Annotated in this window: 23 protein-coding genes; 17 read left to right on the top strand and 6 right to left on the bottom strand. The window is 71.1% G+C overall.

Features of this window, described 5'->3' with window-relative positions; genetic code table 11:
- Positions 1-149: 149 nt before the first annotated feature.
- The 5 genes from FFK22_RS01845 (at position 150) to FFK22_RS01865 (ending at position 4,702) form a co-directional block, all read left to right on the top strand.
- Entirely contained in the window at positions 150-1,169 is a 1,020-nt protein-coding gene (locus tag FFK22_RS01845; protein ID WP_138888326.1) for an ABC transporter ATP-binding protein, read from the top strand.
- A gap of 120 nt (positions 1,170-1,289) precedes the next feature.
- The gene (locus tag FFK22_RS01850) at positions 1,290-1,865 is read left to right on the top strand and encodes an aminotriazole resistance protein (RefSeq protein ID WP_138888325.1); all 576 of its coding nucleotides are present in this window, start codon (positions 1,290-1,292) and stop codon (positions 1,863-1,865) included.
- Positions 1,866-1,881: 16 nt separating this feature from the next.
- Entirely contained in the window at positions 1,882-3,408 is a 1,527-nt protein-coding gene (locus tag FFK22_RS01855) for an ABC transporter ATP-binding protein (protein ID WP_138888324.1), read from the top strand.
- The gene (locus FFK22_RS01860) at positions 3,405-4,088 is read left to right on the top strand and encodes an energy-coupling factor transporter transmembrane protein EcfT (protein WP_138888323.1); all 684 of its coding nucleotides are present in this window, start codon (positions 3,405-3,407) and stop codon (positions 4,086-4,088) included. Before FFK22_RS01855 ends, FFK22_RS01860 begins: the two co-directional genes overlap by 4 nt.
- On the top strand, positions 4,085-4,702 hold the full coding sequence (locus tag FFK22_RS01865) for a phosphoribosyltransferase family protein (protein ID WP_138888322.1): 618 nt from the start codon (positions 4,085-4,087) through the stop codon (positions 4,700-4,702). The genes FFK22_RS01860 and FFK22_RS01865 overlap by 4 nt, the downstream gene beginning before the upstream one ends.
- A gap of 33 nt (positions 4,703-4,735) precedes the next feature.
- Here the strand turns inward: FFK22_RS01865 and FFK22_RS01870 are convergent, their stop codons facing one another.
- The gene (locus FFK22_RS01870) at positions 4,736-5,584 is read right to left on the bottom strand and encodes an SDR family NAD(P)-dependent oxidoreductase (RefSeq protein ID WP_138888321.1); all 849 of its coding nucleotides are present in this window, start codon (positions 5,582-5,584) and stop codon (positions 4,736-4,738) included.
- A gap of 103 nt (positions 5,585-5,687) precedes the next feature.
- On the opposite strand from FFK22_RS01870, the gene FFK22_RS01875 reads away from it, so the two are divergent.
- From FFK22_RS01875 to FFK22_RS01895, 5 genes are all read left to right on the top strand, one after another.
- Positions 5,688-6,596 (top strand): LysR family transcriptional regulator, encoded by a 909-nt coding sequence (locus tag FFK22_RS01875; RefSeq protein ID WP_138888320.1) that lies wholly within the window; start codon positions 5,688-5,690, stop codon positions 6,594-6,596.
- Between the two features lie 295 nt (positions 6,597-6,891).
- Positions 6,892-7,620, top strand: coding sequence for a response regulator transcription factor (locus tag FFK22_RS01880; RefSeq protein ID WP_138888319.1), 729 nt, complete (start codon positions 6,892-6,894; stop codon positions 7,618-7,620).
- Positions 7,617-8,933 carry an ATP-binding protein gene (locus tag FFK22_RS01885; protein WP_138888318.1) on the top strand — a complete coding sequence of 439 codons (1,317 nt, stop codon included), beginning with the start codon at positions 7,617-7,619 and terminating at the stop codon, positions 8,931-8,933. Before FFK22_RS01880 ends, FFK22_RS01885 begins: the two co-directional genes overlap by 4 nt.
- Before the next feature lie 90 nt (positions 8,934-9,023).
- Positions 9,024-9,698, top strand: coding sequence for a carbonic anhydrase (locus FFK22_RS01890; RefSeq protein WP_138888317.1), 675 nt, complete (start codon positions 9,024-9,026; stop codon positions 9,696-9,698).
- A 4-nt stretch (positions 9,699-9,702) separates the two neighbouring features.
- Complete coding sequence (locus FFK22_RS01895) at positions 9,703-11,217, top strand: SulP family inorganic anion transporter (protein WP_138888316.1); 1,515 nt, start codon at positions 9,703-9,705, stop codon at positions 11,215-11,217.
- Positions 11,218-11,222: 5 nt separating this feature from the next.
- Here FFK22_RS01895 and FFK22_RS01900 read toward each other — a convergent pair whose 3' ends face one another.
- The 3 genes from FFK22_RS01900 to FFK22_RS01910 all read right to left on the bottom strand — a co-directional run bounded on the left by FFK22_RS01900 (position 11,223) and on the right by FFK22_RS01910 (position 13,479).
- A complete protein-coding gene (locus FFK22_RS01900) occupies positions 11,223-11,591 on the bottom strand; it encodes a response regulator (RefSeq protein WP_138888315.1) in 369 nt (122 codons plus the stop codon).
- Between the two features lie 103 nt (positions 11,592-11,694).
- Positions 11,695-12,477: an SDR family oxidoreductase gene (locus tag FFK22_RS01905; protein WP_138888314.1), complete on the bottom strand. Its 783-nt coding sequence runs from the start codon at positions 12,475-12,477 to the stop codon at positions 11,695-11,697.
- 27 nt (positions 12,478-12,504) lie between these two features.
- Complete coding sequence (locus FFK22_RS01910) at positions 12,505-13,479, bottom strand: sugar-binding transcriptional regulator (RefSeq protein WP_138888313.1); 975 nt, start codon at positions 13,477-13,479, stop codon at positions 12,505-12,507.
- A 262-nt stretch (positions 13,480-13,741) separates the two neighbouring features.
- Between FFK22_RS01910 and FFK22_RS01915 the strand changes: the two genes are divergently transcribed.
- The 7 genes from FFK22_RS01915 to FFK22_RS01945 are packed head-to-tail and all read left to right on the top strand — an operon-like array spanning position 13,742 to position 21,346.
- On the top strand, positions 13,742-14,623 hold the full coding sequence (locus tag FFK22_RS01915; RefSeq protein WP_221938321.1) for a transketolase: 882 nt from the start codon (positions 13,742-13,744) through the stop codon (positions 14,621-14,623).
- Positions 14,620-15,570, top strand: coding sequence for a transketolase family protein (locus tag FFK22_RS01920; protein WP_138888312.1), 951 nt, complete (start codon positions 14,620-14,622; stop codon positions 15,568-15,570). The genes FFK22_RS01915 and FFK22_RS01920 overlap by 4 nt, the downstream gene beginning before the upstream one ends.
- Before the next feature lie 2 nt (positions 15,571-15,572).
- Positions 15,573-17,048 (top strand): glycerol kinase, encoded by a 1,476-nt coding sequence (locus tag FFK22_RS01925; protein WP_138888311.1) that lies wholly within the window; start codon positions 15,573-15,575, stop codon positions 17,046-17,048.
- A 37-nt stretch (positions 17,049-17,085) separates the two neighbouring features.
- On the top strand, positions 17,086-18,066 hold the full coding sequence (locus tag FFK22_RS01930; RefSeq protein ID WP_143956789.1) for an ABC transporter permease: 981 nt from the start codon (positions 17,086-17,088) through the stop codon (positions 18,064-18,066).
- A gap of 46 nt (positions 18,067-18,112) precedes the next feature.
- Positions 18,113-19,042 (top strand): sugar ABC transporter substrate-binding protein, encoded by a 930-nt coding sequence (locus tag FFK22_RS01935; protein ID WP_138888309.1) that lies wholly within the window; start codon positions 18,113-18,115, stop codon positions 19,040-19,042.
- Positions 19,042-20,559: a sugar ABC transporter ATP-binding protein gene (locus FFK22_RS01940; RefSeq protein WP_138888308.1), complete on the top strand. Its 1,518-nt coding sequence runs from the start codon at positions 19,042-19,044 to the stop codon at positions 20,557-20,559. Before FFK22_RS01935 ends, FFK22_RS01940 begins: the two co-directional genes overlap by 1 nt.
- 19 nt (positions 20,560-20,578) lie before the next feature.
- Positions 20,579-21,346, top strand: a complete 768-nt coding sequence (locus tag FFK22_RS01945; protein ID WP_138888307.1) for an SDR family oxidoreductase — start codon at positions 20,579-20,581, stop codon at positions 21,344-21,346.
- A 171-nt stretch (positions 21,347-21,517) separates the two neighbouring features.
- Here FFK22_RS01945 and FFK22_RS01950 read toward each other — a convergent pair whose 3' ends face one another.
- Positions 21,518-22,411: a carbohydrate ABC transporter permease gene (locus FFK22_RS01950; RefSeq protein WP_138888306.1), complete on the bottom strand. Its 894-nt coding sequence runs from the start codon at positions 22,409-22,411 to the stop codon at positions 21,518-21,520.
- Positions 22,408-23,532, bottom strand: coding sequence for a carbohydrate ABC transporter permease (locus FFK22_RS01955; protein ID WP_138888305.1), 1,125 nt, complete (start codon positions 23,530-23,532; stop codon positions 22,408-22,410). The genes FFK22_RS01950 and FFK22_RS01955 overlap by 4 nt, the downstream gene beginning before the upstream one ends.
- Positions 23,533-23,761: the final 229 nt, after the last annotated feature.

Here is a 23,761-nt window from a genome sequence, read left to right on the forward strand (position 1 = left end):
CGCTCGAAGGACGTTCGTCGCCAGCCCCAAAATCGTCATGGCGAGGAGCGCAGCGACGTGGCCATCCAGGGGCCAGTGCGAGCGGCCCCTGGATGGCCACACCCCTTCGGGGCTCGCCATGACGGTGAGGGGTGTGGGGACAGTGCGAAATGACGACACCACCCATCCTCGAGCTGCAGGAGCTCAGCAAGTCCTTCCCGGTCGGCGGCTCGCTGTTCAGGCGCGACCGGCTGCAGGTGCGGGCGGTCGATCGCGTCTCCTTCACCGTTCGGCAGGGCGAGGTGCTGGGCCTGGTCGGCGAATCCGGCTCGGGCAAGAGCACGCTGGGTCGCACCCTGCTGCGGCTGATGCGGCCGACCGGCGGACGCGTGCTGTTCGAGGGCACCGACATCACCGATCTCGGCCGCCGACAGCTGAAGCCGATCCGGCCGCGGCTGCAATTCGTGTTCCAGGACCCGGCGGCGTCGCTGAACCCGCGCATGACGGTCGGCCGCATCGTCGCCATGCCGCTCAGAGTACAGAAACCCGCGCCCCCGGCGGCTGAGCGGGCGGCGCGGGTGGCGGCGGCGCTGGAGACGGTCGGCCTGTCCGCCAGCCATGCCGAGCGCTTCCCGCATGAATTCTCCGGCGGCCAGCGCCAGCGCATCGGCATCGCCCGGGCACTGGTGACCGAGCCGCGGCTGCTGGTGGCGGACGAGCCGGTCTCCGCCCTCGACGTCTCGGTCCAGGCCCAGATCATCAACCTCCTGATGGAGGTGAAGCGGCGGCTGGACCTGACCATCGTCTTCATCAGCCACGATCTGGCGGTGGTGGGCCAGATCTGCGACCGGGTGGCAGTGATGTATCTCGGCCGGATCGTCGAGATCGCCCCGGCCCGGGCGCTGTTCGAGACGCCGCGCCATCCCTACACCGAGGCGCTGCTGTCGGCTGCGCCGATCCCGGACCCGACGCTGCGCCGGCCGCGCATCCTGCTGAAGGGCGAGCTGCCCAGCCCATTGTCGCCGCCCTCCGGCTGCGCCTTCCGCACCCGTTGCCGTTACGCCCTGCCGGCCTGCGCCGAAGCCGTCCCGCCGCTGCAGGCGGTCGGCGACGGTCATCTCAGCGCCTGCATCCGGCCGGAGTTGGCCCTGGCCTCGCCGCTGCGCCCGGACATCGCCTGCGCCGGCTGACTATAATCTGTGCAGGCTGCCCCGCCGGACGCCGGCGGGAGGGCGGATCGGGCCGTTTCCGGGCTTTCCGCGGCTGGCACGGGCCTTGCTTCGAATTTGTGACGAAAGCGAGGTCCCGCCATGACCGACATCACCACCGTCAAGACCGAACGCAACATCCTGTTCCCGATCGTGCTGGCGCTGGTCGCCGGCGTCGCGACCGGCGTCCTGTGGTGCTACGCCAACCCGATCCAGCTGGTGCCCGGCGTCATCCAGTGGCGCATCTTCGCCTTTCTGCCGCCGCTGGTGGGCATCCTGTTCGGGGCGCGCAGCGGCTTCATCTGCGGCTATGTCGGATCTCTGGTCTGGTCGCTGCTGGCCGGCACTTTCATCCCGGCCCACACGCTGATCGTCGACGGCATCATGGTCGGGCTGACCGGCGCCGTGCCCGGCCTGCTGTTCGACCCGGCGCGCAAGCCGATCGACACCGCCGGCCTGGTGAAGATCGCCGCCACCTGCCTCGTCATCGGCCTCGTGATGGTCGCCGCGGTCGCGGCCAGCCTGGCCTTCCTCGGCATCTTCCCGTTCTGGTGGGGGCTGCTCTATCTCGGCCTGTCGGACATCGTGCCGATGATCATCGGCACGCCGCTGCTGGTGAAGCCGGCGCTGAAGATCCTGGCCGGATCGGGCCTGACCTCCGGCATCACCCGGTTCTGAGGACCCGCGCCGGACCGTGCTCGAGCTCGATGCGCTGAGCGTGGGCTTCGCCCCGGCGAAGCCCACCATCCTGCCCACCTCGTTCCGGATCGCGCCCGGCGAGCGCCTGCTGCTGTGCGGCGCCAACGGCTCCGGCAAATCGACGCTGCTGGCGGCGGCCGCCGGGGTGATCCCGAAGCTGTCCCGGCCGCCGCTCCTGGCCGGCTCCGTCCGTCTCGGCGGCGCCGAGCTGGGCGGCCTGCCGCGGACCGAGCTGTTCCGCCGCGTCGGCATCGTGTTCCAGAACCTCGATGATCAGCTCTGGGACCTCGGGGTCGAGGACCTGATCGCCTTTCCGCTCGAAAGCCGCGGCCTGCCAGGCCTGCGGGTGCGGGACCGGGTGCTGCAGCTGGTCTCGGCCCTGTCGCTCGAGGCGCTGCTCGGCCGCCGGGTGCTGACCCTGTCCGGCGGTGAGCGGCGCATGGTCGCCCTCGCCGCCGCGTTGGCGACGGGGCCGGAGCTGCTGGTGCTGGACGAGCCGACCACCGGCCTCGACCCGGCGGCGCGGCAGCGCTTGGCCACGCTGCTGGGCCGGCTGGGCGGAGACCTGCCGATGCTGCTGGCGGCGGAGCAGGATGCCAGCGCGCTGGCCTCGGTCGCCGATGCCGTGCTGCTGCAGAAGGACGGCGCAGCCGGCGCACCCCGGCCGATGGCCGAGGCCGCGGCCGACGACCCGCTGTGGCTCGATCACGGCCTGCTGCCGCTGCGGCGCAGGGCTGGCAGCCATCGCCGAGGCGCGGGTATCGGCCGGCCCCTGATCGAGGCCACCGGGCTGGTCAGCCGGCTGCGCCGCAGCGACGGGCGGCCGGTGCTGGACGGCATCGATCTTACCGTCCGGGCCGGCGAGGTGGCCGGGTTGATCGGGCCGAACGGCACCGGCAAGACCACTCTGTTCCAGTCGATCCTGGACCTGTCGCCGCTGGCGGCCGGGCGCATCCTCCTGGGCGGCGAGGAGGCCGGCGGCTGGACCGTCGCCCGTCGTGCCCGTCGCATCGCCTATGTGCCGCAGAATGTCCGGCGCATCCTGTTCAACCTGACCGTGCTGGACGAGGCGGCCTTCGCCGTTACCGGCAATCCGCGTGGGCTCGGCGCCGCCGATGTCCACGCCAAGGCGCAGGCGGCGCTGATGCGCTTCGGCCTCGACCGCCGGGCGGGGGACAGCCCCTTCGCCCTGTCGGCGCGCGAGCAGGCGGTGCTGGGCCTGGCCTGCGCCGCGGCGGCGGAGGCCGGGCTGGTGATCCTCGACGAGCCGCTGCTGGCGCGCGACCTCGCCGGCCGGGCGATGCTCGACCGCTTCCTCGATGATCTGCGCAGTCGCGGCGGAGCCGCCCTGCTGGTGTCGCACGACCTGGAGCTGGTCGACGACGTCGCCGACCGGCTGCTGATCATGGATGGCGGCAGGATCCGCCACGACGGGCCGCCGGAAGCGGGCTGGCGCTCCGCCGCCTTCGCCGCGCTGGGCTGGCCGGCGCCGCTGCCCGCGCCCACGGAGGCGGTGGCATGAACCTGCTGCTGCGCCTGAACTTCTTCCTCAAGCTGCTGGCCGCCGCCGCGGTGACGACCGCCGCCTGGCTGGTGGCCACGCCCTTGCTGGCGCTGCTGCTGATGGCCGCCGTCCTGGCCGTGCTGCTGGCGCTGCGGCTGCCGGGCCTGCGCGGCTATCTGAAGGGCGCCGCGATCCTGTTCGCCCTGGTCTTCGCCACCTGGCTGCTCAATCTCTGGCTGCAGGGCGCGCCGCCGGCCGAGGCCGCGGCGACGGCGCTGCGCATGGCGGCGCGGCTGGTGGCGACGACCGGTGCCTTCTTCTTCGTCATGGAGACGTCGAGCCCCGGCTCGATCCTGGCCGCGGCCAGCGCGCTGCGCCTGCCGGCCATGGCGACGCTGGTGCTGGCCCTGATCTTCGGCCTGATCCCGATGCTGCGCGACGAGTTCGAGCGCATCGGCGAGGCCCAGCGCGCCCGCGGCATGGAGCTGGACGACGTGCCACTGTGGACCCGGCTGCGCTATGGCCTGGCCCGCGGCGTGCCGCTCCTGGTGCAGAGCATCCGCATGGCCCAGGCGATTGCCACCTCGTTGTCGGTCTACGGCTTCGACCCGGCGGTGCGGCGCACGAGCTGGCGCCGGGTCGGAGTGCTGGTGGAGGAGCGGCTGCCGGCCGCCGGGAATGGAGACCACAGGAATTGACGGAGCAGAGCAAGCCGACCTGGCGCGTCGATGTGGCGGGGCTGCCCGTCGATCTGCCGATCGTGCCGATCAAGCCGGATTTCGCCATCTCGCTGCTGATGGTGATCGACGCCGGCGTCGCCTTCGGCGCCCATATCGGCCGGGCCCTGGCGGAGCGGCTGGCGCCGCTGCAGCCGGATGTGGTGGTCGGCGCCGCCACGCTGGGCATCCCGGTCGCGATCGAGGTTAGCCGTTATCTCGGCCTCGACCGCTACGTCATCCTGCAGAAGTCGCCAAAGATCCATCTCGGCGACGCGCTGGTGCAGAGCATCACCTCGATCACCTCGAAGGGCGAGCAGCGGCTGCTGCTCGACCGTGCCGCGGTGCCGCTGCTGGCCGGCAAGCGGGTCGTGGTGGTGGACGATGTGGTGGCGACCGGTTCCAGCCTGGCCGGGTCGCTGGCGCTGGTGCGCGCCGCGGGCGCCGAGGTGGCCGGCATCGGCGTGATCCTGACCGAGGCGCATGACTGGGAGCCGGTGCTGGGCGCCGACGCCGCCCTGGTCACGGCGCTCGGCCACATCCCCCAGTTCCGCCCGGGGGCACAGGGCTGGGAACCGATCCCCGGCACGCTGTGAGGACCGGCGTCAATCGGGTCTACCTGGCTCGGTTCAAGCCAAATCGCCGCCGTCGATACCGATGACGTGGCCGCTGACATAGGAGGCGGCGTCGCTGGCCAGGAACAGGACGACGGCCGCGACCTCCTCCGGCGTGCCGGCGCGGCGCATCGGATAGGGCGCGACCAGCTGCTCGGTCGTTACCTGCCAGTCGCGCCGCACCCGCTCCAGCATCGGCGTCTCGATGGCGCCGGGGGCCAGCGCGTTGATCCGCACCTCGCGGCCGTATTCCTGGGCGGCTGCGCGCGTCATGTGGATCACCGCGGCCTTCGTGGCGCCATAGGCGACGATGTTCGGAAAGGCGTGGCGGCCGCCGATCGACGCCATGTTGATCATCGCGCCCCTGGCCCGCGCCAGATGCGGCAGCTCGTATTTCATCGACACGAAGACGCCGCGCAGGTTGGTCGCGACTTGGTCGTCGAATCCCGCGATGTCGGTGTCGGCGATCGGCGCCGGCGGCAGATCGATGCCGGCATTGTTGAAGGCGATGTCCAGCCGGCCCCAGCGCGCCACCGTTTCGGCGACAAAGCGCTCCATCTGTGCCGCGTCGCGGACATCGGCGCGGGTGTAGGCGACGTCGCCGCCCTCCCAGCGGAGACGTGCCTCGACCTCCTCGCCCAACGCCTCGCGCCGGCCGTTGAAGGCGACCTTGGCGCCGGCCCGGGCCAGCGCGGCCGCGGTGGTCGCGCCGATGCCCGAGGTGCCGCCGGTGACGATCGCGACCTTGCCGGCCAGCACGCCCGGCGTCTCGGCGGCCGATGCCGCGGCCGGAAGTGCTGCCCCGCCGGCGGCGATCGCACCGGCCAGGACGGTGCGACGCGGCAATGCTGTCGTCTCTTCCATGGTCGCCTCCTGCTGGTTGTGCGGGAGAGTCTACCGGCTGCGATTGCCTTGAAAAATCGGCACTGTCTTTCTGAGCTTTTAAGTTTCGATTTATAATCAGCGCATGACCGCGCCCGACCCCTTCACCGGCCTGTCCGCCTTCCTCGCCGTGGCCGAGGCCGGCGGCTTCACCGGGGCGGCGGCCCGGCTCGGCGTGTCGCCGGCAGCGGTCAGTCAGGCGGTGAAGGCACTGGAGAGCCGGCTGGGGACGCTGCTCTTCGTCCGCACCACGCGCCGGGTCGGGCTGACCGAGGCCGGCGCCGCCCTGTTGGCGCGGGTCGGGCCGGCGACGATGGAGATCGCCTCGGCGATCGAGGCTGCAGGCGAGATGGCATCGGTGCCGACCGGCCTGCTGCGCCTGACCGTGCCGCGCATGGCGGTGCCGCTGGTGGTCGAGCCGGTGGTGGCGGCGCTGCGCCGCAGCCATCCCAGGATCGCGGTCGAGATCGCGGTCGACGACGCCACGGTCGACCTGACCGCGCGCGGCTACGACGCCGGCATCCGGATCGGCGAATATGTCGAGCGCGACATGGTGGCGGTGCGGCTGACCCGCGACATCGCCTGGTCGGTGGTCGGCAGCCCGGCCTATCTCGACGCCCGCGGCCGGCCGGAGCGGCCGGAGGACCTGACCCGGCACGAGGCGATCCGCTACCGCTTTCCGGCCTCCGGCGCGATCTATCGCTGGGAGTTCGAGCGCGACGGCCGTGCCCTCACGGTCGATCCGCCGGGCAGCCTGATCGTCAATGATGGCGATCTGCTGCTCGCCTTCGCCCGGGCCGGGCTCGGCCTCGCCTATGTCGCCGATATCGCGGTCGCGGCGGAGCTCGCCTCGGGGGCGCTGGAGCCGGTGCTGCAGCCCTTCCTGCCGCGCACGCCCGGCCTGTTCCTGTACTTCCCGCGCCGGGCCCAGGACCAGCCGAAGCTGCGCGCCTTCATCGATGTGGCGCGGGCGGAGCTGCGACCGGGGCGCTGACGCGATGCCGGCTCTGCCGCTTCGCTTCGTGATCTCGTTCCGCATCCGGGCCGAATTGTCGTGAATAGTTTGGATTTTCCATTGTTTTTTCTGCGGCTGCGACCTTATTGCCGTTGAGGTATCCGAGTAGATCTTCTATCGCCGATGAGACTATGCTTGGTACCTCTGTCGGATCATTGTCGATTATTTTAACGAAAATCACGTCGATCGCACGCGGTCGGCGGAGGCCGGTGCTCACCGGTCCAAGGGGAGGACGCGTTCCGGTTTCCGCTGCCAAAGGACCCTTGGTTCCGCGATGAACGAGCCTCTCCGCACCGACCGCGTGCTGGTGGTCGAAGACGATCCCGGCACCCGCTCCCTGATCGTGCGCATCCTGCGCGAGAACGGGCTGCGCGCCACCGGCGTCGGCGACGGCCGCGAGATGTGGGAGTCGATCGAGACGGCGCCGGTCGACCTGCTGATCCTCGACGTCATGCTGCCGGGCACCGACGGGCTCGACCTGTGCCGCGCCTTCCGGGCCCGGAGCCCGGTGCCGGTCATCATGGTCAGCGCCCGTGGCGAGGAGATGGACCGGGTGGTCGGGCTCGAGGTCGGGGCCGATGACTACATCAGCAAGCCCTTCGGCCGGCGCGAGCTGCTGGCGCGGGTGCGCGCGGCGCTGCGCCGGGGCGCGGCGCTGGAGCCGTTCCCCGGCCGTGCCGCCCGCGAGGTTCTGCGCTTCGCCGGCTGGGTGCTCGACCGGCGCCGGCGCCGGCTGACCGATCCCGGCGGGGCCGAGGTCGAGCTGTCCGGGGCCGAGCACGACCTGCTGGTCAGCTTCCTGGAGCATCCGCAGCGCGTGATCGGTCGCGAACGCCTGCTGGAGCTGTCGCGCTCGCGCCTCGGCAGCCCGTCCGACCGCAGCGTCGACGTGCTGGTCAGCCGGCTGCGCCGCAAGCTCGGCGCCGGCGGGATGGAGGGAGCGCTGATCCGCACCATCCGCGGCGTCGGCTACATCTTCACGGCGGATGTCGAGCAGCGGTGATCCGCCGATTCGTCTGCCCGCGCGGCCTGCTCGGCCGCCTGACCCTGCTCGTCCTCTCCGCCGTGCTGCTGCAATTCGTCGGCAGCGCGGTGCTGCAGGAACTGGCCGAGCGCTACAAGGCGGGCAACGTCCATGCCGATCATCTGGCCGAGCGGCTCGCCATCGGCGAGCGGGCGCTGTCCAGCGTGCCGCCCGATCAGCGGCCGCGGCTGGCGCAGGCGCTGTCCACCGCCGACCTCGCCCTGAGCTGGTCGCAGCACCCGGGGGCAACCGAGGGCGCCGCCGCGTCGCCCTGGCTGCGCGACCTGGAGGCGCGGCTGCAGAAGCGGGATCTGGCCGGGCGCGGCCTGACCCTGGACCGGGGCGGCGGGGAAGGGGAGCCGCACCGCGTCCGCGGCGAGCTGCGCCTGGCCGACGGCTCCGTCCTCGGCTTCGACGTCACCCGGCTGCAGCACGGCCTGCCCGACATCCTGCGCAGCCTGCTGTCCACCGCGCTGCTGGCCAGCTGCCTGCTGATCGCGGCGCCGCTGCTGGTCCGCGCCCTCGGGGCCCCGCTGCGCCAGCTGGTGCGGGCGGCGGATGCGATCGGCCGCGGCCGGCCGGTCCCGGTCGCCGTGGAAGGGCCGATGGAGGTGCGGCGGCTGGCGCGGGCGCTCAACGCCATGCAGGACCGGCTGGCCCGGCTGATCGCCGACCAGACCCAGGCCCTGGCCGCCGTGTCGCACGACCTGCGCACGCCGATCGGCCGGCTGCGCCTGCGCACCGACCTGCTCGATGATCGATCGCTTCAGGCCGAGCTGCAGGCCGATCTCGACGAGATGGAGCAGATGGTCGGCTCGGTGCTGGCCTATCTCAAGGGCGACACCGACCCCGAGCCGCCGCGGGCGGTCGACCTCGTGGCGCTGCTGACCACGCTGGTCGACGCCGCGGCCGATGCCGGGCAGGACGTCGTCTATCGGGGGCCGGAGCGGGCCGTCCTCCACGCCCGGCCGCTGGGGCTGAAACGCGCCTTCGCCAACCTGATCGACAATGCGATCGCCTATGGCGGCTCGGCGCGGGTCGTGTTGCATTGCAGCGAAACCGATATGGCGATCGCCGTCTCGGATGACGGGCCCGGCATCCCGGAGGCCGAGCTGGGGCGGGTGCTGGAGCCGTTCCAGCGCATCGAAGGATCGCGCAACCGCACCACCGGCGGTGTCGGGCTCGGCCTGGCCATTACCCTTCAGGCGGTGGAGCGCGAGGGCGGGCGGCTGTCGCTGAACAACCGGCCGGGCGGCGGGCTGACCGCGGAGGTGACCCTGCCAAGGCGCTGAAACACTTTGTCACGAACCATTCGCACATGCGAAAAACAGGAATCCCATCCTCTCAGTGCACGACCCTCGCTCATGCACTGGAGGCCAAGGATGGACGACCTCTTCCTCGGGATGGCGCGGTTCCGCGCCGAAATCTTCCCGCAGCAGCAGCCGCTCTACCAGAAGCTCGCGACCGACGGCCAGCAGCCCCAGGCGCTGGTGATCTCCTGCGCCGATTCCCGGGTGGTGCCGGAGCTGATCACCCAGAGCGGCCCGGGCCAGATCTTCTGCTGCCGCAACGCCGGCAACATCGTGCCGCCCTTCTCCCAGGCCAATGGCGGCGTGTCCTCGGCGATCGAATACGCGGTGGTGGCGCTCGGCGTCCGCGACATCGTGGTCTGCGGCCATTCCGACTGCGGTGCGATGAAGGGGCTGCTGCACCCCGAGGCGCTGCAGGACATGCCGAACGTCGCCGCCTGGCTGCGCCACAGCCACGCCGCCCACCGGGTGGTGTGCGAGGCCTATCCGCCGGGCCGCGACGAGCGCGAGACGCTGCGCGCGCTGGCGCTGGAGAATGTGGTGGCGCAGCTGAACCATCTGCGCACCCATCCCTCGGTTGCGGCCAAGGTCGCGCGCGGCCAGCTGCGCCTGCACGGCTGGTTCTTCGAGCTCGAGACCGGCGACATCCTGGCCTATGACGGCGCCGCCGGCCGCTTCGGCCGGATCGACGACGCCGGCAGCCTGCCGGTGGCGCTGCCGCCGATGCCGCGCCTGGCGGCGGAGTAGGGGCATGGCGCGCTTTTTGCCATCCTCGCTGGCCCGCGACCTGCCGGCCTCGATCGTCGTCGTCCTGGTCGCCCTGCCGCTGTGCATGGGCATCGCCGTCGCCTCCGGCGTGCCGGCCGAGAAGGGGCTGGTGACCGGCATCATCGGCGGTCTCGTCGTCGGCCTGCTCGCCGGTTCGCCGCTGCAGGTCAGCGGCCCCGCCGCCGGCCTTGCGGTGATCGTGTTCCAGCTGGTGCAGGATTTCGGGCTCGCCATGCTCGGTCCGATCCTGGTGCTGGCCGGTCTGCTGCAGCTCGGCGCCGGCGTGCTGCGCCTGGGCAAGTGGTTCCGCGCCATCTCGCCCGCCGTGGTGCATGGCATGCTGGCCGGCATCGGCGTGCTGATCGTGGCGGCGCAGCTGCAGGTGCTGTTCGGCCGCACGCCGCTGCCGGACGGGCTGCAGAACCTGGCGGCGATCCCGGCCGCCCTGCTCGGCCTGCTGCCGCTGCAGTGGTCGTCCGGGACGGCCGCTGTGCTGGCCGGCGGCGCCACCATCCTGGCGATGGTGCTGTGGGAGAGGCTGCGGCCGCGCTCGCTGCGCCTCGTCCCGGGAGCCCTGGTCGGCGTCGTCGCGGGGACGGCGCTGGCCGCGGCCCTGGCGCTGCCGGTGCAGAGGGTGGACGTGCCCGACGCGATCCTGGCTGCCGTCTCGGTCCCGACCATGGCCGACCTGTCGCGGCTGGGTGAAGGCGGGATCCTGGCCGCGGCGCTGGTCATCGCCGTGATCGCCAGCGCCGAGACGCTGCTCTCCGCCGCGGCGGTCGACCGGATGCATGACGGCGTCCGCACGAATTACGACCGAGAGCTTTCGGCCCAGGGCGTCGGCAACCTGCTGTGCGGCCTGGCCGGCGCCCTGCCGATGACCGGCGTGATCGTGCGCAGCTCGGCCAATGTCCAGGCCGGCGCCGTCACCCGGTTGTCGACGATCCTGCACGGCGCCTGGATCCTGGCGGCCGTCGCCCTGCTGCCCTGGCTGCTGCGCGAGGTGCCGATGGCGGCACTGGCCGGGGTGCTGGTGGTCACCGGTTGGCGGCTGGTCAGCCTGAAGCATGTGCGCGAGCTGCTGCACCGGCACGGCGTGCTGCCGGCGGCGATCTGGGCGGCCACGGTGGTCATGGTGGTGGCGACCGACCTCCTGACCGGCGTCCTGGTCGGGCTGGCGCTGTCGTTCCTGGAGGTGCTGCCGCATCTGCGCCGCATGCCGCTGCGCATCCGGCGCCGCGACCTGCCGACCGGCGAGGCCGAGCTGCGGCTGGAGGGGGCGGCCACCTTCCTGCAGCTGCCGACGCTATTGCGGGCGCTGGAGGCGCTGCCGCCGGGCGCGACGGTCCGGCTCGATGCAGGCGGGCTGGCCCAGATCGACCACACCAGCATGGAGATGATCGCCGACTGGGCCGAACGCCGCGCGGCGCCCGTCGAGCTGCACCGGCCGTCGGCCCTGCCGCATGGTCAGCGCCTGGCCGCGGCGCTCCGGGCCTGAGGCTCTCACCGCCGCTCGATGAGATCCTTCAGCCCCTGCACGACCTGCAGCTGCAGGAACGGCTTGGTCCACACCGGGCGGCCGCGATGCAGCAGCTCGATCTCCGCCTCTGAGCGGCCGGTGACGAAGGCGAAGGGGATGTTGCGCTCCTCGAGGACATCGGCTGCGGCATAGACCTCGGTGCGGCCGAGGCCGATGTCGAGGAGTGCCGCGTCCAGCCGCTCCGAGCTGGCGATCCGGACCGCCTCGCGCAGCGTGCTGACCGGGCCGACCACCTCGAGCCCGGCGGCCAGGACGATGTGCTCGAGCATCCCCGCGATCCAGGTGTCGTCCTCGACGATCAGGACCCGGGGTGGGGGCTCACGGCTCTCCATGCCACCTCCACATGCCTGTGGGTTTCACCTCATCAACGGCAGATGACGGGAATCATATCCACAGGCCTGATGTCGGACGAGCCGGAGCCCGGCCCTCCGCCGGTCACGACATGATCAGGCCGCCATCGACATTGATGGTCTGGCCGGTGATGTAGGCGGCGTCGTCGCTGGCCAGGAAGGCGACCAGGCCGGCCACGTCCTCGCCGCTGCCGGCGCGGCCCATCGGGATGCCGCGGACCCATTCCGCCATCAGCTCGCCCGGCTTGTAATCGCCCAGCAGCTTGCCCCAGGCGGCGTCATTGTAAGCCCACATATCGGTGTCGATGATGCCGGGGCAGAAGGCGTTCACGGTGATGCCCTCCTTCGCCACCTCCTTGGCCAGGCTCTGGGTCACCCCGACCACGCCGAACTTCGAGGCGGCGTAATGGGGCGTGAACACGAAGCCCTGGCGCGCCTGGCCGGAGGCGGTGTTGATCAGCCGGCCGCCGCGGCCGTGCTTGCGGATCCGGCGGATCGCCTCCTGGCAGCACAGGAAGACGCCCTTGGTGTTGACCGCCAGCACCTTGTCCCACTCCGCCTCGGTCATGTCCTCGATCCGGGCGATGGTGATGACGCCGGCGTTCTGGATCGAGATGTCGACCTTGCCGAACTGCCGCTCCGCCTCGTCATAGAGGGCCGCGACCTGGGCCGGGTCGGTGACGTCGGCGACGAAGGATGCGGTGCGGCCGCCCTCGGCCGCGATGCGGGTTGCGGCCTCGGCAACGCTGGGCTCGTTGGCGGCCAGCAGCACGGAGGCGCCCTCGGCGGCGAAGCGGCGGGCGATGGCGGCGCCGATGCCGCGGCTGGCGCCGGTGATGACGACGGTCTTGTCGGTGAAGCGGGGCATGGGGTCTCTCCCGGATGTGGCTTTGGGTCAGCGGGCGAAGTCGTTGTCGGACTGGGCCAGCAGCTTTTCCGCCGTGAAGCGGTCGGTGATCAGGATGTTGATGTGGCGGCCCAGCAGGGCGCCGCGGATCGCCGCCACCTTGCGGGCGCCGCCGGCGACGCCGACGATGCGCGGGATGGTGCCGATCTCGTCCAGCGACATCGAGATCACACGCTCATCCAGCGGCGTCTGGACCGGGGCGCCATAGGCGCCGAAGAAGCGCAGGCAGATGTCGCCGACACCGCCGCTCTCGGCCACCGCCTCCAGCTCCTCGCCGGTGAAGACGTTGCCGCTGTTGGCCAGCATCTTGGACGGCTCGACCGCGCCGATGCCGACCAGCGCCAGGGTGATGCGCCGCCACTGCTCGATCGTCGCCCGGACATAGGGGTCGGCGAGGAGGGCGCGCTTGGCCGAGGCCGAGCCCGCGACGCCGGGGGCGGGGAGGAGCTGCGGCTGCGACCCGGTCAGCTGGGCCAGGCGCGTGGTCAGGTGGGTGGCGTGGCCCTGCACCGCGGGGTTGCCCATGCCGCCCAGCATCTGCACCACCCGCTCGGCCGCCACCCGCTTCAGGGGGTTGATGGCGTCGACCATGCGCAGCAGCGACGCGCTCCAGGACGAGATGCCGATCACCTCGCCCGGATCCAGCGTCGTCTCCAGGAAATGCGCGGCGGCGTCGCCGATGCCGGCCAGGATCGAGTCCTCGCGGTCCTCGCCGCATTCGGCGACGATCGCCTCGGCCAGGCCGAAGCGCTCGCGCAGCCCGGTCTCCAGGTCGACATAGGTGCCGCGCGGCGCGTTGATGGTGATGCGGACGATGGACTCGTCCTCGGCCCGCTTCAGCAGGCGCGAGATGGTGGCCTGCGAGATGTGCAGCCGCTGCGAGATGTCGGACTGCTTCAGCCGGTCGACATAGTACATCTGCGCCACCCGGGTGATCAGGCGAAGCTCGTTGATGCGGCTCATCGGAAGGCGGCCTCGATCATCGGTTGCCGGTTCGGCTGACTCGAAAATTTATGCATCATGGCCTGATTATTCAGTCGCCAGCCGATGTCGGGTCAAGCGGAAGCTGTGTGCCGTCGCCGAGCATGGCTCAGAATTTTCTCCTAGTTCTTCGCGTCATTTGTCCTTTGGGCGAACGACGAGCCGAGTGGCTTGACGGGCTTCCGACTCCTGGCTAGCATGAATTTAAATCTGAATGTGAATAATTATTCAAGCCGGAGGAGCGGTGCTCGACCCCAAGCCCTCATTCGTCCCCGACACGGTCCCTGACCCGGCGCGCATCGCCGCGGCGGACGGGGCCGAGCGGGCGCGCCTCCTGGCCGGGGCGGCGGCGGAGATCCGCGGCTCGGTGCTGCGCATGATCGGGCAGGCCGGCCTCGGCCATGTCGGCGGCGACCTGTCGGTGACCGACATCCTGGCGACGCTGTTCTTCGGCGTGCTCGACCTCGACCCCGCCAACCCCATGCGGCCCGACCGCGACCGCTTCATCCTCAGCAAGGGCCATTGCGCCGCCGCGCTCTACAGCACGCTGGCGCTGCGCGGCTTCATCCCGACGGATCTGCTCGGCAGCTTCATGAAGACGCTGTCGGTGCTGAACGGCCATCCGAACCGGCGCAAGGTGCCGGGGGTGGAAGCGAACACCGGCCCGCTCGGCCACGGCCTGCCGATCGGCCTCGGCTCCGCCATCGCGGCGCGGCTGAGCAGCACCCCCTGGCGCGCCTTCGTCGTGCTCGGCGACGGCGAGCTGCAGGAGGGCAGCAACTGGGAGGCGGCGATGTCCGCCGGCCATCGCGGCCTGGACAACCTGACGGCCATCGTCGACCGCAACCGGCTGCAGCAGGGGGCCCGCACCGAGGACACCAACCGGCTGGAGCCGCTGGCCGACAAATGGCGCGCCTTCGGCTGGGAGACGGTCGAGCTGGACGGCCACGACCATGCCGCGCTGTGGGCCGCCTTCACCGCCGCGCCGGCCGGCAAGCCGCGCTGCGTCATCGCCCGCACGATCAAGGGGAAGGGCGTGTCCTTCATGGAAGACCGCGTCGAATGGCACCACAAGGTGCCGTCGCCGGCACAGATCGAGCAGGCGCTCGCCGAGGTGGCCCGATGAGCGCCGATGTCGTCGCCAAGGCCGGCACCTTCGACTGCCGCAAGGCCTTCGCCGAGACGCTGACCGAGCTGGCGCGGACTGACCGGCGCATCGTCGCCGTGTGCAACGACTCCGTCGGCTCCAGCAACCTGACCGGCTTCGCCGCCGAGTTCCCGGACCGGCTGGTCAATGTCGGCATCGCCGAGCAGGCCATGGTCGGGGTCGCCGCCGGCCTGGCCAATGGCGGCTTCGTGCCCTTTGTCTGCGCCGCCTCGCCCTTCCTGACCGGCCGGGCGCTGGAGCAGATCAAGGCCGACGCGGCCTACAGCTACTATCCCATCGTGCTGTGCGGCATGAGCCCGGGCATGGCCTATGGCGAGCTGGGGCCGACCCATCACTCGATCGAGGATCTGGCCTGGACCCGGGCGATCGCCGAGCTGACGGTGATGGTGCCGGCCGACCCGGCCCAGACCCGCGCGGCGGTGCGCTGGGCGGCGGGCGCGGGCCGTCCCGTCTTCCTGCGCATCGGCCGCTTTCCGGTGCCGGAGGTGACGCCGCCCGGCACCGAATTCGACGCCGGCGCGACGCAGCTTCTGCGCGACGGCGGAGACGTCACGCTGGTGGCCACCGGCACCATGGTGTCGCGGGCGCTCGAGGCGGCGGAGCTTCTGGCCGGGCAGGGGGTTCAAGCCCGTGTGCTGAACGTCGCCACCCTCAAGCCGCTCGACCCCGAGCCGCTGCTGCGCGCCGCGGCCGAGACCGGCCGCATCGTCACCGTCGAGGAGGCGGTGGTGCAGGGCGGGCTGGGCGGCGCCGTGGCCGAGATCGTGGTGCAGGGCCGGCCGGTGCCGATGCGCATCCTCGGTGTCACCGGCTTCGCCCCGACCGGCAGCGCCGCCTTCCTGCTCGACCATTTCGGGCTCAACGCGGCCGGCATCGCCGCCGCCGCCCGCGAGCTGGTGGCCTGACCATGACCTTCGTCCTCGCCATCGACCAGGGCACCAGCTCCACCAAGGCGCTGCTGGTCGATGCCGCGGGCGCGGTGGTGGCGCGGGGCTCCGCGCCGCTGGGCGAGACGCATCCGAAGCCGGGCTGGGTCGAGCAGGACCCGATGGCGATCTGGGACAGCGTCCGCGCGGCCGTGGCCGCCTGCCTGCGGGGGCGGGATCCCCGCTCGGTCGCGGCGGTCGGCTTCAGCACCCAGCGCGAATCCCTGCTGATGTGGGACCGGCGGACCGGCGAGGCGCTGTCGCCGCTGATCAGCTGGCAGGACCAGCGCACCGGCGCGCTGTGCGAGGCGCTGCGCTCGCCCGATGCCGAGCGGCTGGTGCGGGACCGCAGCGGCCTGCCGATGGACCCGATGTTCTCGGCCGCCAAGGCCAAGTGGCTGCTCGACACGCTCGACCCGGACCGGGTGCGGGCGAAGGCCGGCGAGATCTGCCTCGGCACGGTCGATGCCTGGCTGCTCAGCCGGTTCGGCGGCGAGGCGGTGACCGAGGCCGGCAACGCCTCGCGCACCCAGCTGCTGGATGTCCGCCGCGCCGCCTGGGACCCCGACCTGATGGATCTCTTCGGCGTGCCGGAGGCGGCGCTGCCACGCGTGGTATCCTCGACCGGCCCGTTCCCGTCGGTCCGCGGCCTCGACCCACTGCCGGACGGCGTGCCGGTGGCGGCGGTGCTCGGCGATTCCCATGCGGCGCTGTTCGCCCATGGCGCCTTCGCCCCGGGCCAGATCAAGGCGACGATGGGCACCGGCTCCTCCGTCATGGGGCTGATCGACCGGGCCGAGGCGCTGGACCCCGGCTTGTGCCTGACCATCGCCTGGTCGGTCGACGGCCCGGCGCTGGCGGCGGAAGGCAACATTCGCTCGGCCGGGTCGACGCTGCGCTGGGTGGCAGAGCTGCTGGGCCTGTCGACCCAGGACCTGGCGGATCTGGCGGCCGATGCCGCCAGCGACGGTGTGTTCCTGGTGCCTGGCTTCAACGGACTCGGCGCGCCGTGGTGGGACCTGAACGCGGTCGGCCTGCTGGCCGGCTTCACCCTCGGCAGCGGGCGGGCGGCGGTCGCGCGAGCGGCGCTGGAATCTATCCCGCACCAGATCGCCGATGTGGTCGAGGCGATCGACCGCAGCGTCGGCCAGGTGCGGGCGCTGCATGTCGATGGCGGGCCGACCCGCAACCCGGTGCTGATGCAGGCCCTGGCCGACCTCGCCGGCTGCGAGGTGCTGCGGTCGGATACGGCCGAGCTGTCGGCGCTCGGCGCGGCCCATCTCGCCGGTCTCGGCGCCGGGATCTGGAGCTGGGATGGCCTCGCGGCGCTGCCGCGCGAGCGGCATGGCTTCGCCGCGGCGATGCCGGCGGACCGGCGCCGGGCCGAGCGGGACGGCTGGCGGCGGGCGGTGCGGCGCGCCTCCGGCGCGGTGCCGCCGGAGACGGCGGAGCACTGATCTGCCCCGCCTGGTGACACGAAAAGGGATGTAGGGAATGGAAGCGCGCATCGACCGACCGGCCACCAGGACGTTCCTGCCGCGATTCAGCCTGACCAGCGGTGCCCAAGGCCCGCTGATCGGCCTGATCCTGCTGTGCGTGATCTTCTCCTTCGCCTCGGACCATTTCCTGTCGGTCCGCAACGGCCTCAACGTGCTGGACCAGGTCACCGTGCTCGGCATCCTCGCCATCGGCATGACGGCGGTGATCGTGATCGGCGGCATCGACCTGTCGGTCGGGTCGGTCCTGGCGCTGTCGATGATGGTGATGGGCTGGCTGGCGCGCGACATGGAGCTGCCGATGGCCCTGGCCATCCTGCTCGGCATCGGTTCCGGCGCGGTCTGCGGCCTGGCCTCGGGCCTCCTGATCACCATGGCGCGGCTGCCCGCCTTCATCGCGACCCTGACCATGATGTCGGTGGCGCGCGGCCTGGCCAACATCCTGACCGACGGCACCCAGATCGTCGGCTATCCCGACTGGTTCACGGCGCTGGCCACCGTGCGCAACTTCGGCTTCCTGTCGCTGACCGTAGCGCTGTTCCTGGTGCTGGTCGCGGTCAGCTGGCTGTACCTGACCTTCCGGCCCAGCGGCCGCAACCTCTACGCCATCGGCGGCAGCCGCGAGGTGGCGCGCCTGGCCGGCATCCATGTCGGCCGGGTGACGATCGCGGTCTACGCCGCGGCCGGGGCGCTGGCCGGCATCGCCGGCATGGCGCTGGCCTCGCGTCTCGACTCCTCGCAGCCCAGCGCCGGGCTCGGCTACGAGCTCGACACCATCGCCGCGGTCGTGATCGGCGGCGCCAGCCTGTCGGGCGGCGTCGGCAGCATCGGCGGCACGGTGGTCGGCGTCCTGATCATCGGCGTGCTGCGCAACGGGCTGAACCTGCTCGGCGTCTCGCCCTTCGTGCAGCAGGTGGTGATCGGCCTCGTGATCGCCGCCGCCGTCACCTTCGACACCCTCGGCCGGCGCAACCGCTGACCGGGACAAAGACGGAAAGACCGTCGCAACAGGAGAGGAAAGACCCATGAAGACCCGTATCGCCGTCGCCGCGCTGGCCCTGCTGGCCGGCACCGCCCTCGGCTCCCCCGCCTGGGCCAAGGACAAGGTGATCGGCCTGGCCGTCGCCAACCTGCAGGCCGACTTCTTCAACCAGATCAAGCAGTCGGTCGAGGCCTCGGCCAAGGAACAGGGAATCAAGGTCGTCACCGTCGACGCCAAGGGCGATTCCGCCACCCAGGTCAGCCAGATCCAGGACCTGATCACCCAGCAGATCGACGCGCTGATCTACATCCCGGCCGGCGCCACCGCCGCCAGCGTTCCGGTGAAGGCGGCCAAGGCGGCCGGCATCCCGGTGGTCGCGGTCGACCGCAACCCGGCCGACGCGCCGGGCGACACCTTCATCGCCACCGACAGCGTCGCCGCGGCTCGCACGCTGGGCGAGTACGTCTGCAAGGTCACTGGCGGCAAGGGCAATGTCGCCATCATCCAGGGCCAGCTCGGCACCACGCCGGAGCAGGACCGCGACAAGGGCTTCACCGAGGCGCTGGCCAAGTGCCCGGACCTCAAGGTCGTGGCGAAGCAGGCCAGCACCATGTGGATGCAGGATGAGGGCTTCAACATCGCCCAGGACATGCTGCAGCGCGACCCGGACATCTCGGTGTTCTTCGGCCGGGCCGATGCGTTGGCGCTGGGCGCGGCCCAGGCGGTGAAGGTCGCCAATCTCGACCACAAGACTTGGATCTTCGGCTTCGACGGCGATGTCGCCGGGCTGAAGGCGGTGCAGGCCGGCACGCTGGACGCGACCATGACCCAGACCACCCAGCAGATGGGCCGGCTGGCGCTGCAGTCGGCGCTGGAGCTGGCGGATGGCAAGAAAGTCCCGGCCGATCAGCTGCAGGCGGCGACGCTGACGACCAAGGACAATGTCGCCGGCTTCATCGAGAAGCACCCCTGATGGCGGGCGCGGCGACCGTTCGCGCCGCCGTGGCGGAGAGCCCTGAAGGGCTCTCCATCCGCGGCATCGGCAAGGCCTATGGCGCCGTCACCGTGCTGGAGGGCGTCGACCTCGACATCCGCCCGGGCGAAGTGCTGGCCCTGCTGGGCGAGAACGGCGCCGGCAAATCGACTCTGTCCTCGGTCATCTCCGGCCTGGTGCCGCCCACCATGGGGACCATGACCTGGCAGGGGCGGCCCTACGCTCCCACACGGCCAGGCGACGCGATCGCCGCCGGCATCGGCCTGATCCATCAGGAGATGAAGCTGCTGCCGGACCTGACGATCGCGGAGAACGTGTTCGTCGGCCGGCTGCCGAGCAAGGGCGGGCGGATCGACCGGGCGGAGATGAACCGCCGCGCCGGCGAGCAGCTGCAGCGCCTGGGCCTCGACATCGCCCCGACCAAGCTGGTGCGCGAGTTGCGGGTGGCGGCGCAGCAGCAGGTCGAGATCGCCAAGGCCCTGACCCTGAACTCCCGCCTGCTGATCCTGGACGAGCCGACCGCGGCGCTGGGCGGGGAGGAGACGGAGCGGCTGTTCCAGCAGATCGACCGGCTGAAGCGCGACGGCGTCTCCTTCATCTATATCAGCCACCGGCTGGACGAGATCGCCCGCATCGCCGACCGCGTCGCGGTGCTGCGCGACGGGCGCCTGGTCGCCACCCATGAGACGGCGCAAGTGCCGGTCAAGACGCTGGTCGAGCAGATGGTCGGCCGCAGCGTCGACCGGATGTTCCCGTCCGTTTCGGTGCCGGGCGAGCCGGCACGGCTCGATGTCTCCGGCCTCACCGCCGCCGACGGCGCCTTCCGCGACATCAGCTTCACCGTGCGCGCAGGCGAGGTGTTCGGCATCGCCGGCATCGTCGGCGCGGGCAGGACCGAGCTGGTGCGCGGCGTCGTCGGCGCCGACCCCGTGGCGTCCGGCGAGGTGGCGGTGGACGGAAGGCCGGTCGACCTGCGCGGCCCGTCCGATGCGATCCGCGCCGGCGTCATGCTGGTGCCGGAGGACCGCAAGCTGCAGGGCGTGGTGCTGGATCACACCATCGCCGACAACATCGCCTATGCCAATTTCGACCGCATCGCGCCCGGCGGCTGGATCAGCCCGGCGCGGGTGCGCGGCTTCGCCGCCGACCTGATCGCGCGGATGGGGGTGAAGGGCACGCCAGGCCAGCGCGCCGGGAATCTCTCCGGCGGCAACCAGCAGAAGGTCGTGATCGCGAAATGGATCGCGCGCGACCCCAAGGTGTTCATCCTGGACGAGCCGACCCGCGGCATCGATGTCGGCGCCCGGGCCGCGATCTACGACGTCATCGCCGGCCTTGCCGCCTCCGGCATGGCGGTGGTGGTGGTCAGCTCCGACCTCGACGAGGTGCTGGGCCTGTCGCACCGGATCATGGTGCTGGCCCGCGGCCGCAACCAGGGCATCCTCGACCGCGACCAGGCCAGCCGCGTCGCGGTGATGGAACTCGCAACCCGCTGAATCAAGGGAATATCCGACCGTGCAGATCTTCCGGCTCGATGATCAGATCGCCTTCGTCACCGGCGCCGGCAGCGGTATCGGCCAGCGCATCGCCGTCGGCCTGGCCGAGGCCGGCGCCGACGTCGCCCTGTTCGACCTGGCGGCATCGGAGGCCGGCCTTGCCGACACCGCCGGCCGCATCCGGGCGCTGGGCCGCCGGGCGCTGACCCTGACCGGCGACGTGACCCAGGCCGCCGACCTGGCCGCGGGGGTCGACGCGGTCGAGGCCCAGCTCGGCGCGCTCACGGTCGCGGTGAACTGCGCCGGGATCGCCAACGCCACGGCGGCGGAGGACCTGCCGGAGGCGCAGTGGCAGCGCACCATCGACGTCAACCTGACCGGGGTTTTCCTGTCGGCGCAGGCCGAGGCCCGGGTGATGCTGCCGCGGGGACGCGGGTCGATCGTCAACATCGCCTCGATGTCGGGCTCGATCGTCAACCGCGGCCTGCTGCAGGCGCATTACAACACCTCCAAGGCCGGGGTGATCCATTTGACCAAGAGCCTGGCGATGGAGTGGGCCGACCGCGGCCTGCGAGTGAACGCGATCAGCCCCGGCTATACCCTGACGCCGATGAACCTGCGGCCCGAGGTGGCGGAGCAGCGCAAGATCTTCGAGCGCGACACGCCGCTGGGCCGGATGGCGACGGTGGACGAGTTGGTCGGCCCGGCGGTGTTCCTGGCCAGCGCCGCCGCGTCCTTCTGTACCGGCGTGGACCTGATCGTCGACGGCGGCTTCGTCTGCTGGTGAGGGCAGGGCGCCCGCTCTCCTTTCAGAGCAGGCCCTATCCCCTTTTCGTCATTCCCGCGAAAGCGGGAATCTCTTTCCCGTCAGGGCGTAAGGAGATTCCCGCTTTCGCGGGGATGACAGGTCGGGGAGCTTTGAGAAGATCTCACAAGCGGGAGAGGCAAAGCCGCCGCTCTACTTCACCGCGCCCGCGGTCAGGCCGCGGATGATGTAGCGTTCGAGGAAGATGCCGATCACCGCGAGCGGCGCAATCGCCGCGGTCGACAGGGCCGCCATCGACCACCAGTTGATGCCTTGCGAGCCGGTCTGGCTGGCCACCATCACCGGCAGGGTCTTGGCGTCGGTGCTGGTCAGGAGGGCGGCGAAGAAATACTCGTTCCAGCACAGCACGACCGACAGGATGAAGGCCGCCACCATGCCCGGCAGGGCCAGCGGCAGCACGATGCGCAGGAAAGCCTGCCAGACGGTCGCGCCGTCCACCCGCGCCGCCTCCTCCAGCTCGATCGGGATGGTGGCGAACTGGTCGCGCATGATCCAGATCACGATCGGCAGCACCATCAGCGCATAGACCAGGATCAGCCCGATCCGGGTGTCCAGCAGCGCCAGCTCCTTGTAGAGGACCAGGAACGGCATCGCCAAGACCACCGGTGGCAGGATCAGCTGCGACAGGAACCAGAACGAGATGTCCTTGTTCCGCCAGGGCCCGAACTTGTAGCGGAAGCGGCTGAGGCCGTAGGCGGCGAGCGAGCCGATCACGACCGCCAGCAGCGAGGCGCCGACCGAGGCGACGATGCTGTTCTCGAAGCGCAGCACGAACTCCTCGCGCACCGTCGAGGTCGCGCCGATCGTGTCCGGCGACAGGCCGAGCGAGCGCCAGCCGCGCCAGTCCGGCTGATAGTCGACGAAGGGGATCAGATGCCCCTGCGTGACGTCGACCGCGGTCTTGAACGAGGTCGTCACGGTCCAGTAGATCGGGAACAGCGAGATGAAGGCCCACAGCAGCGCCGCGGCGTAGAGCAGCGTGCGGCCGGAGATGCGCTTCACGCGCCAGGTCGCCGCGCCGCTCATGTCAGCCGCCGCATCCAGCGGCTGACCAGGTTCAGGAGCGCGGTCACGAAGATGATGATCATGATGAAGTAGACCTGCGCCAGCATGGTGCCGTAGCCGACATTGGATCGGTCCCGGTACTCGCGATAGATGAAGCTCGACACCGTGTCGGTGGCGCCGCCGGGCCCGCCCGACGTGACGTTGATGACGATGTCGGCCAGCTTGAGCTCGAAGATGATCCGCAGGATGACCGCGGTGACGCTGACCGGCAGCATCAGCGGGAAGGTGATCTTCCAGAAGGACTGCCACGCCTTGGCGCCGTCGATCCGCGCCGCCTCCAGGATGTCGTTCGGTATGGCCTGCAGCCCGGCCAGCAGCAGGATCATGATGAAGGGGATCGAGACCCAGCCATCCATCGCCATGATGCTGATCCGCGCCATCCAGGGCGAGGCGAAGAAGGCCGGGTTCTCCCAGCCCAGGAACCGGGCCAGCGACGCCGCCGGGCCGAAGCGGTATTCCATGATCGACTTGCCGATCATCCAGCTGACCGCGACCGGGCTCAGCATGAACGGCATCAGGAAGGCGACGCGGAAGAACTTGCGCGCCCGGATCTCGGCGTTCAGCAGCAGGGCCAGGCCGAAGGCGATGGCGTATTGCACCAGCACGGCCAGCACGTACCAGACCATGTTGCCGAGCGCGTTCCAGTAATAGGGATCGGCCCACAGCGCATAGATATTGTCGAGGCCGTTGAGCTGCCGGCCGGCGAAGGAGCTGAGGTTCCAGTCGGTGAAGGCGATGTAGAGCCCGAAGACGGTCGGGAAGATCACCATCGACACGGTGAACAGCACCGCCGGCAGCAGGAACAGCGCCCGGTGGCCGGCCTCGCCCCGGATCATCACCTGCCCGGCGCCCAGCGCCACCGCCCAGGCCAGATAGGTGTAGAGCAGGGGGCGCCAGGTCTCGAAGCCGATGGCGACGATTTCGGCCGAATCCAGCACCTGCAGCAGCGCCATCGCCGCGAGACCGAGGGTGGCGAGCCCGATCAGCCAGCGCCCCGCGGTCTTGCGGCCGGCGGGGATGTGCGACGAGACGGGCTTGATGCTGTGATCGCCGGCGAGGGCGCCGATCTCCGCTTCGCTCATGCTGGTCCGGACTCGCAGGGTGCCACGCAGGCCGAATTAAAGACGGTCCCCCCTCCCCCTGCGGGAGGGGAGTAGGGGGAGGGGGTTGTCGATCGAAGGGAGCCGCAGCGTCCGGACCGACGCTTCACCCAATCACAAGCATGCGGCGGCACGAACCCCCTTCCCCTGGCCCCCTCCCGCAAGGGGAGGGGGGACGAGGAGGGCAGGGGTTCGGACATCGTTCCTGGCA

The sequence above is a fragment of the Mycobacterium sp. KBS0706 genome, from assembly GCF_005938675.2.
Classification (GTDB): Bacteria; Pseudomonadota; Alphaproteobacteria; order DSM-16000; family Inquilinaceae; genus Inquilinus.

Coding starts and splice junctions, on each gene's coding strand:
- FFK22_RS01845 (WP_138888326.1), top strand. CDS start 150: ATGACGACACCACCCATCCTCGAGCTGCAGGAGCTCAGCAAGTCCTTC.
- FFK22_RS01850 (WP_138888325.1), top strand. CDS start 1,290: ATGACCGACATCACCACCGTCAAGACCGAACGCAACATCCTGTTCCCG.
- FFK22_RS01860 (WP_138888323.1), top strand. CDS start 3,405: ATGAACCTGCTGCTGCGCCTGAACTTCTTCCTCAAGCTGCTGGCCGCC.
- FFK22_RS01870 (WP_138888321.1), bottom strand. CDS start 5,584: ATGGAAGAGACGACAGCATTGCCGCGTCGCACCGTCCTGGCCGGTGCG.
- FFK22_RS01875 (WP_138888320.1), top strand. CDS start 5,688: ATGACCGCGCCCGACCCCTTCACCGGCCTGTCCGCCTTCCTCGCCGTG.
- FFK22_RS01880 (WP_138888319.1), top strand. CDS start 6,892: ATGAACGAGCCTCTCCGCACCGACCGCGTGCTGGTGGTCGAAGACGAT.
- FFK22_RS01890 (WP_138888317.1), top strand. CDS start 9,024: ATGGACGACCTCTTCCTCGGGATGGCGCGGTTCCGCGCCGAAATCTTC.
- FFK22_RS01895 (WP_138888316.1), top strand. CDS start 9,703: ATGGCGCGCTTTTTGCCATCCTCGCTGGCCCGCGACCTGCCGGCCTCG.
- FFK22_RS01900 (WP_138888315.1), bottom strand. CDS start 11,591: ATGGAGAGCCGTGAGCCCCCACCCCGGGTCCTGATCGTCGAGGACGAC.
- FFK22_RS01905 (WP_138888314.1), bottom strand. CDS start 12,477: ATGCCCCGCTTCACCGACAAGACCGTCGTCATCACCGGCGCCAGCCGC.
- FFK22_RS01910 (WP_138888313.1), bottom strand. CDS start 13,479: ATGAGCCGCATCAACGAGCTTCGCCTGATCACCCGGGTGGCGCAGATG.
- FFK22_RS01920 (WP_138888312.1), top strand. CDS start 14,620: ATGAGCGCCGATGTCGTCGCCAAGGCCGGCACCTTCGACTGCCGCAAG.
- FFK22_RS01925 (WP_138888311.1), top strand. CDS start 15,573: ATGACCTTCGTCCTCGCCATCGACCAGGGCACCAGCTCCACCAAGGCG.
- FFK22_RS01930 (WP_143956789.1), top strand. CDS start 17,086: ATGGAAGCGCGCATCGACCGACCGGCCACCAGGACGTTCCTGCCGCGA.
- FFK22_RS01935 (WP_138888309.1), top strand. CDS start 18,113: ATGAAGACCCGTATCGCCGTCGCCGCGCTGGCCCTGCTGGCCGGCACC.
- FFK22_RS01940 (WP_138888308.1), top strand. CDS start 19,042: ATGGCGGGCGCGGCGACCGTTCGCGCCGCCGTGGCGGAGAGCCCTGAA.
- FFK22_RS01950 (WP_138888306.1), bottom strand. CDS start 22,411: ATGAGCGGCGCGGCGACCTGGCGCGTGAAGCGCATCTCCGGCCGCACG.
- FFK22_RS01955 (WP_138888305.1), bottom strand. CDS start 23,532: ATGAGCGAAGCGGAGATCGGCGCCCTCGCCGGCGATCACAGCATCAAG.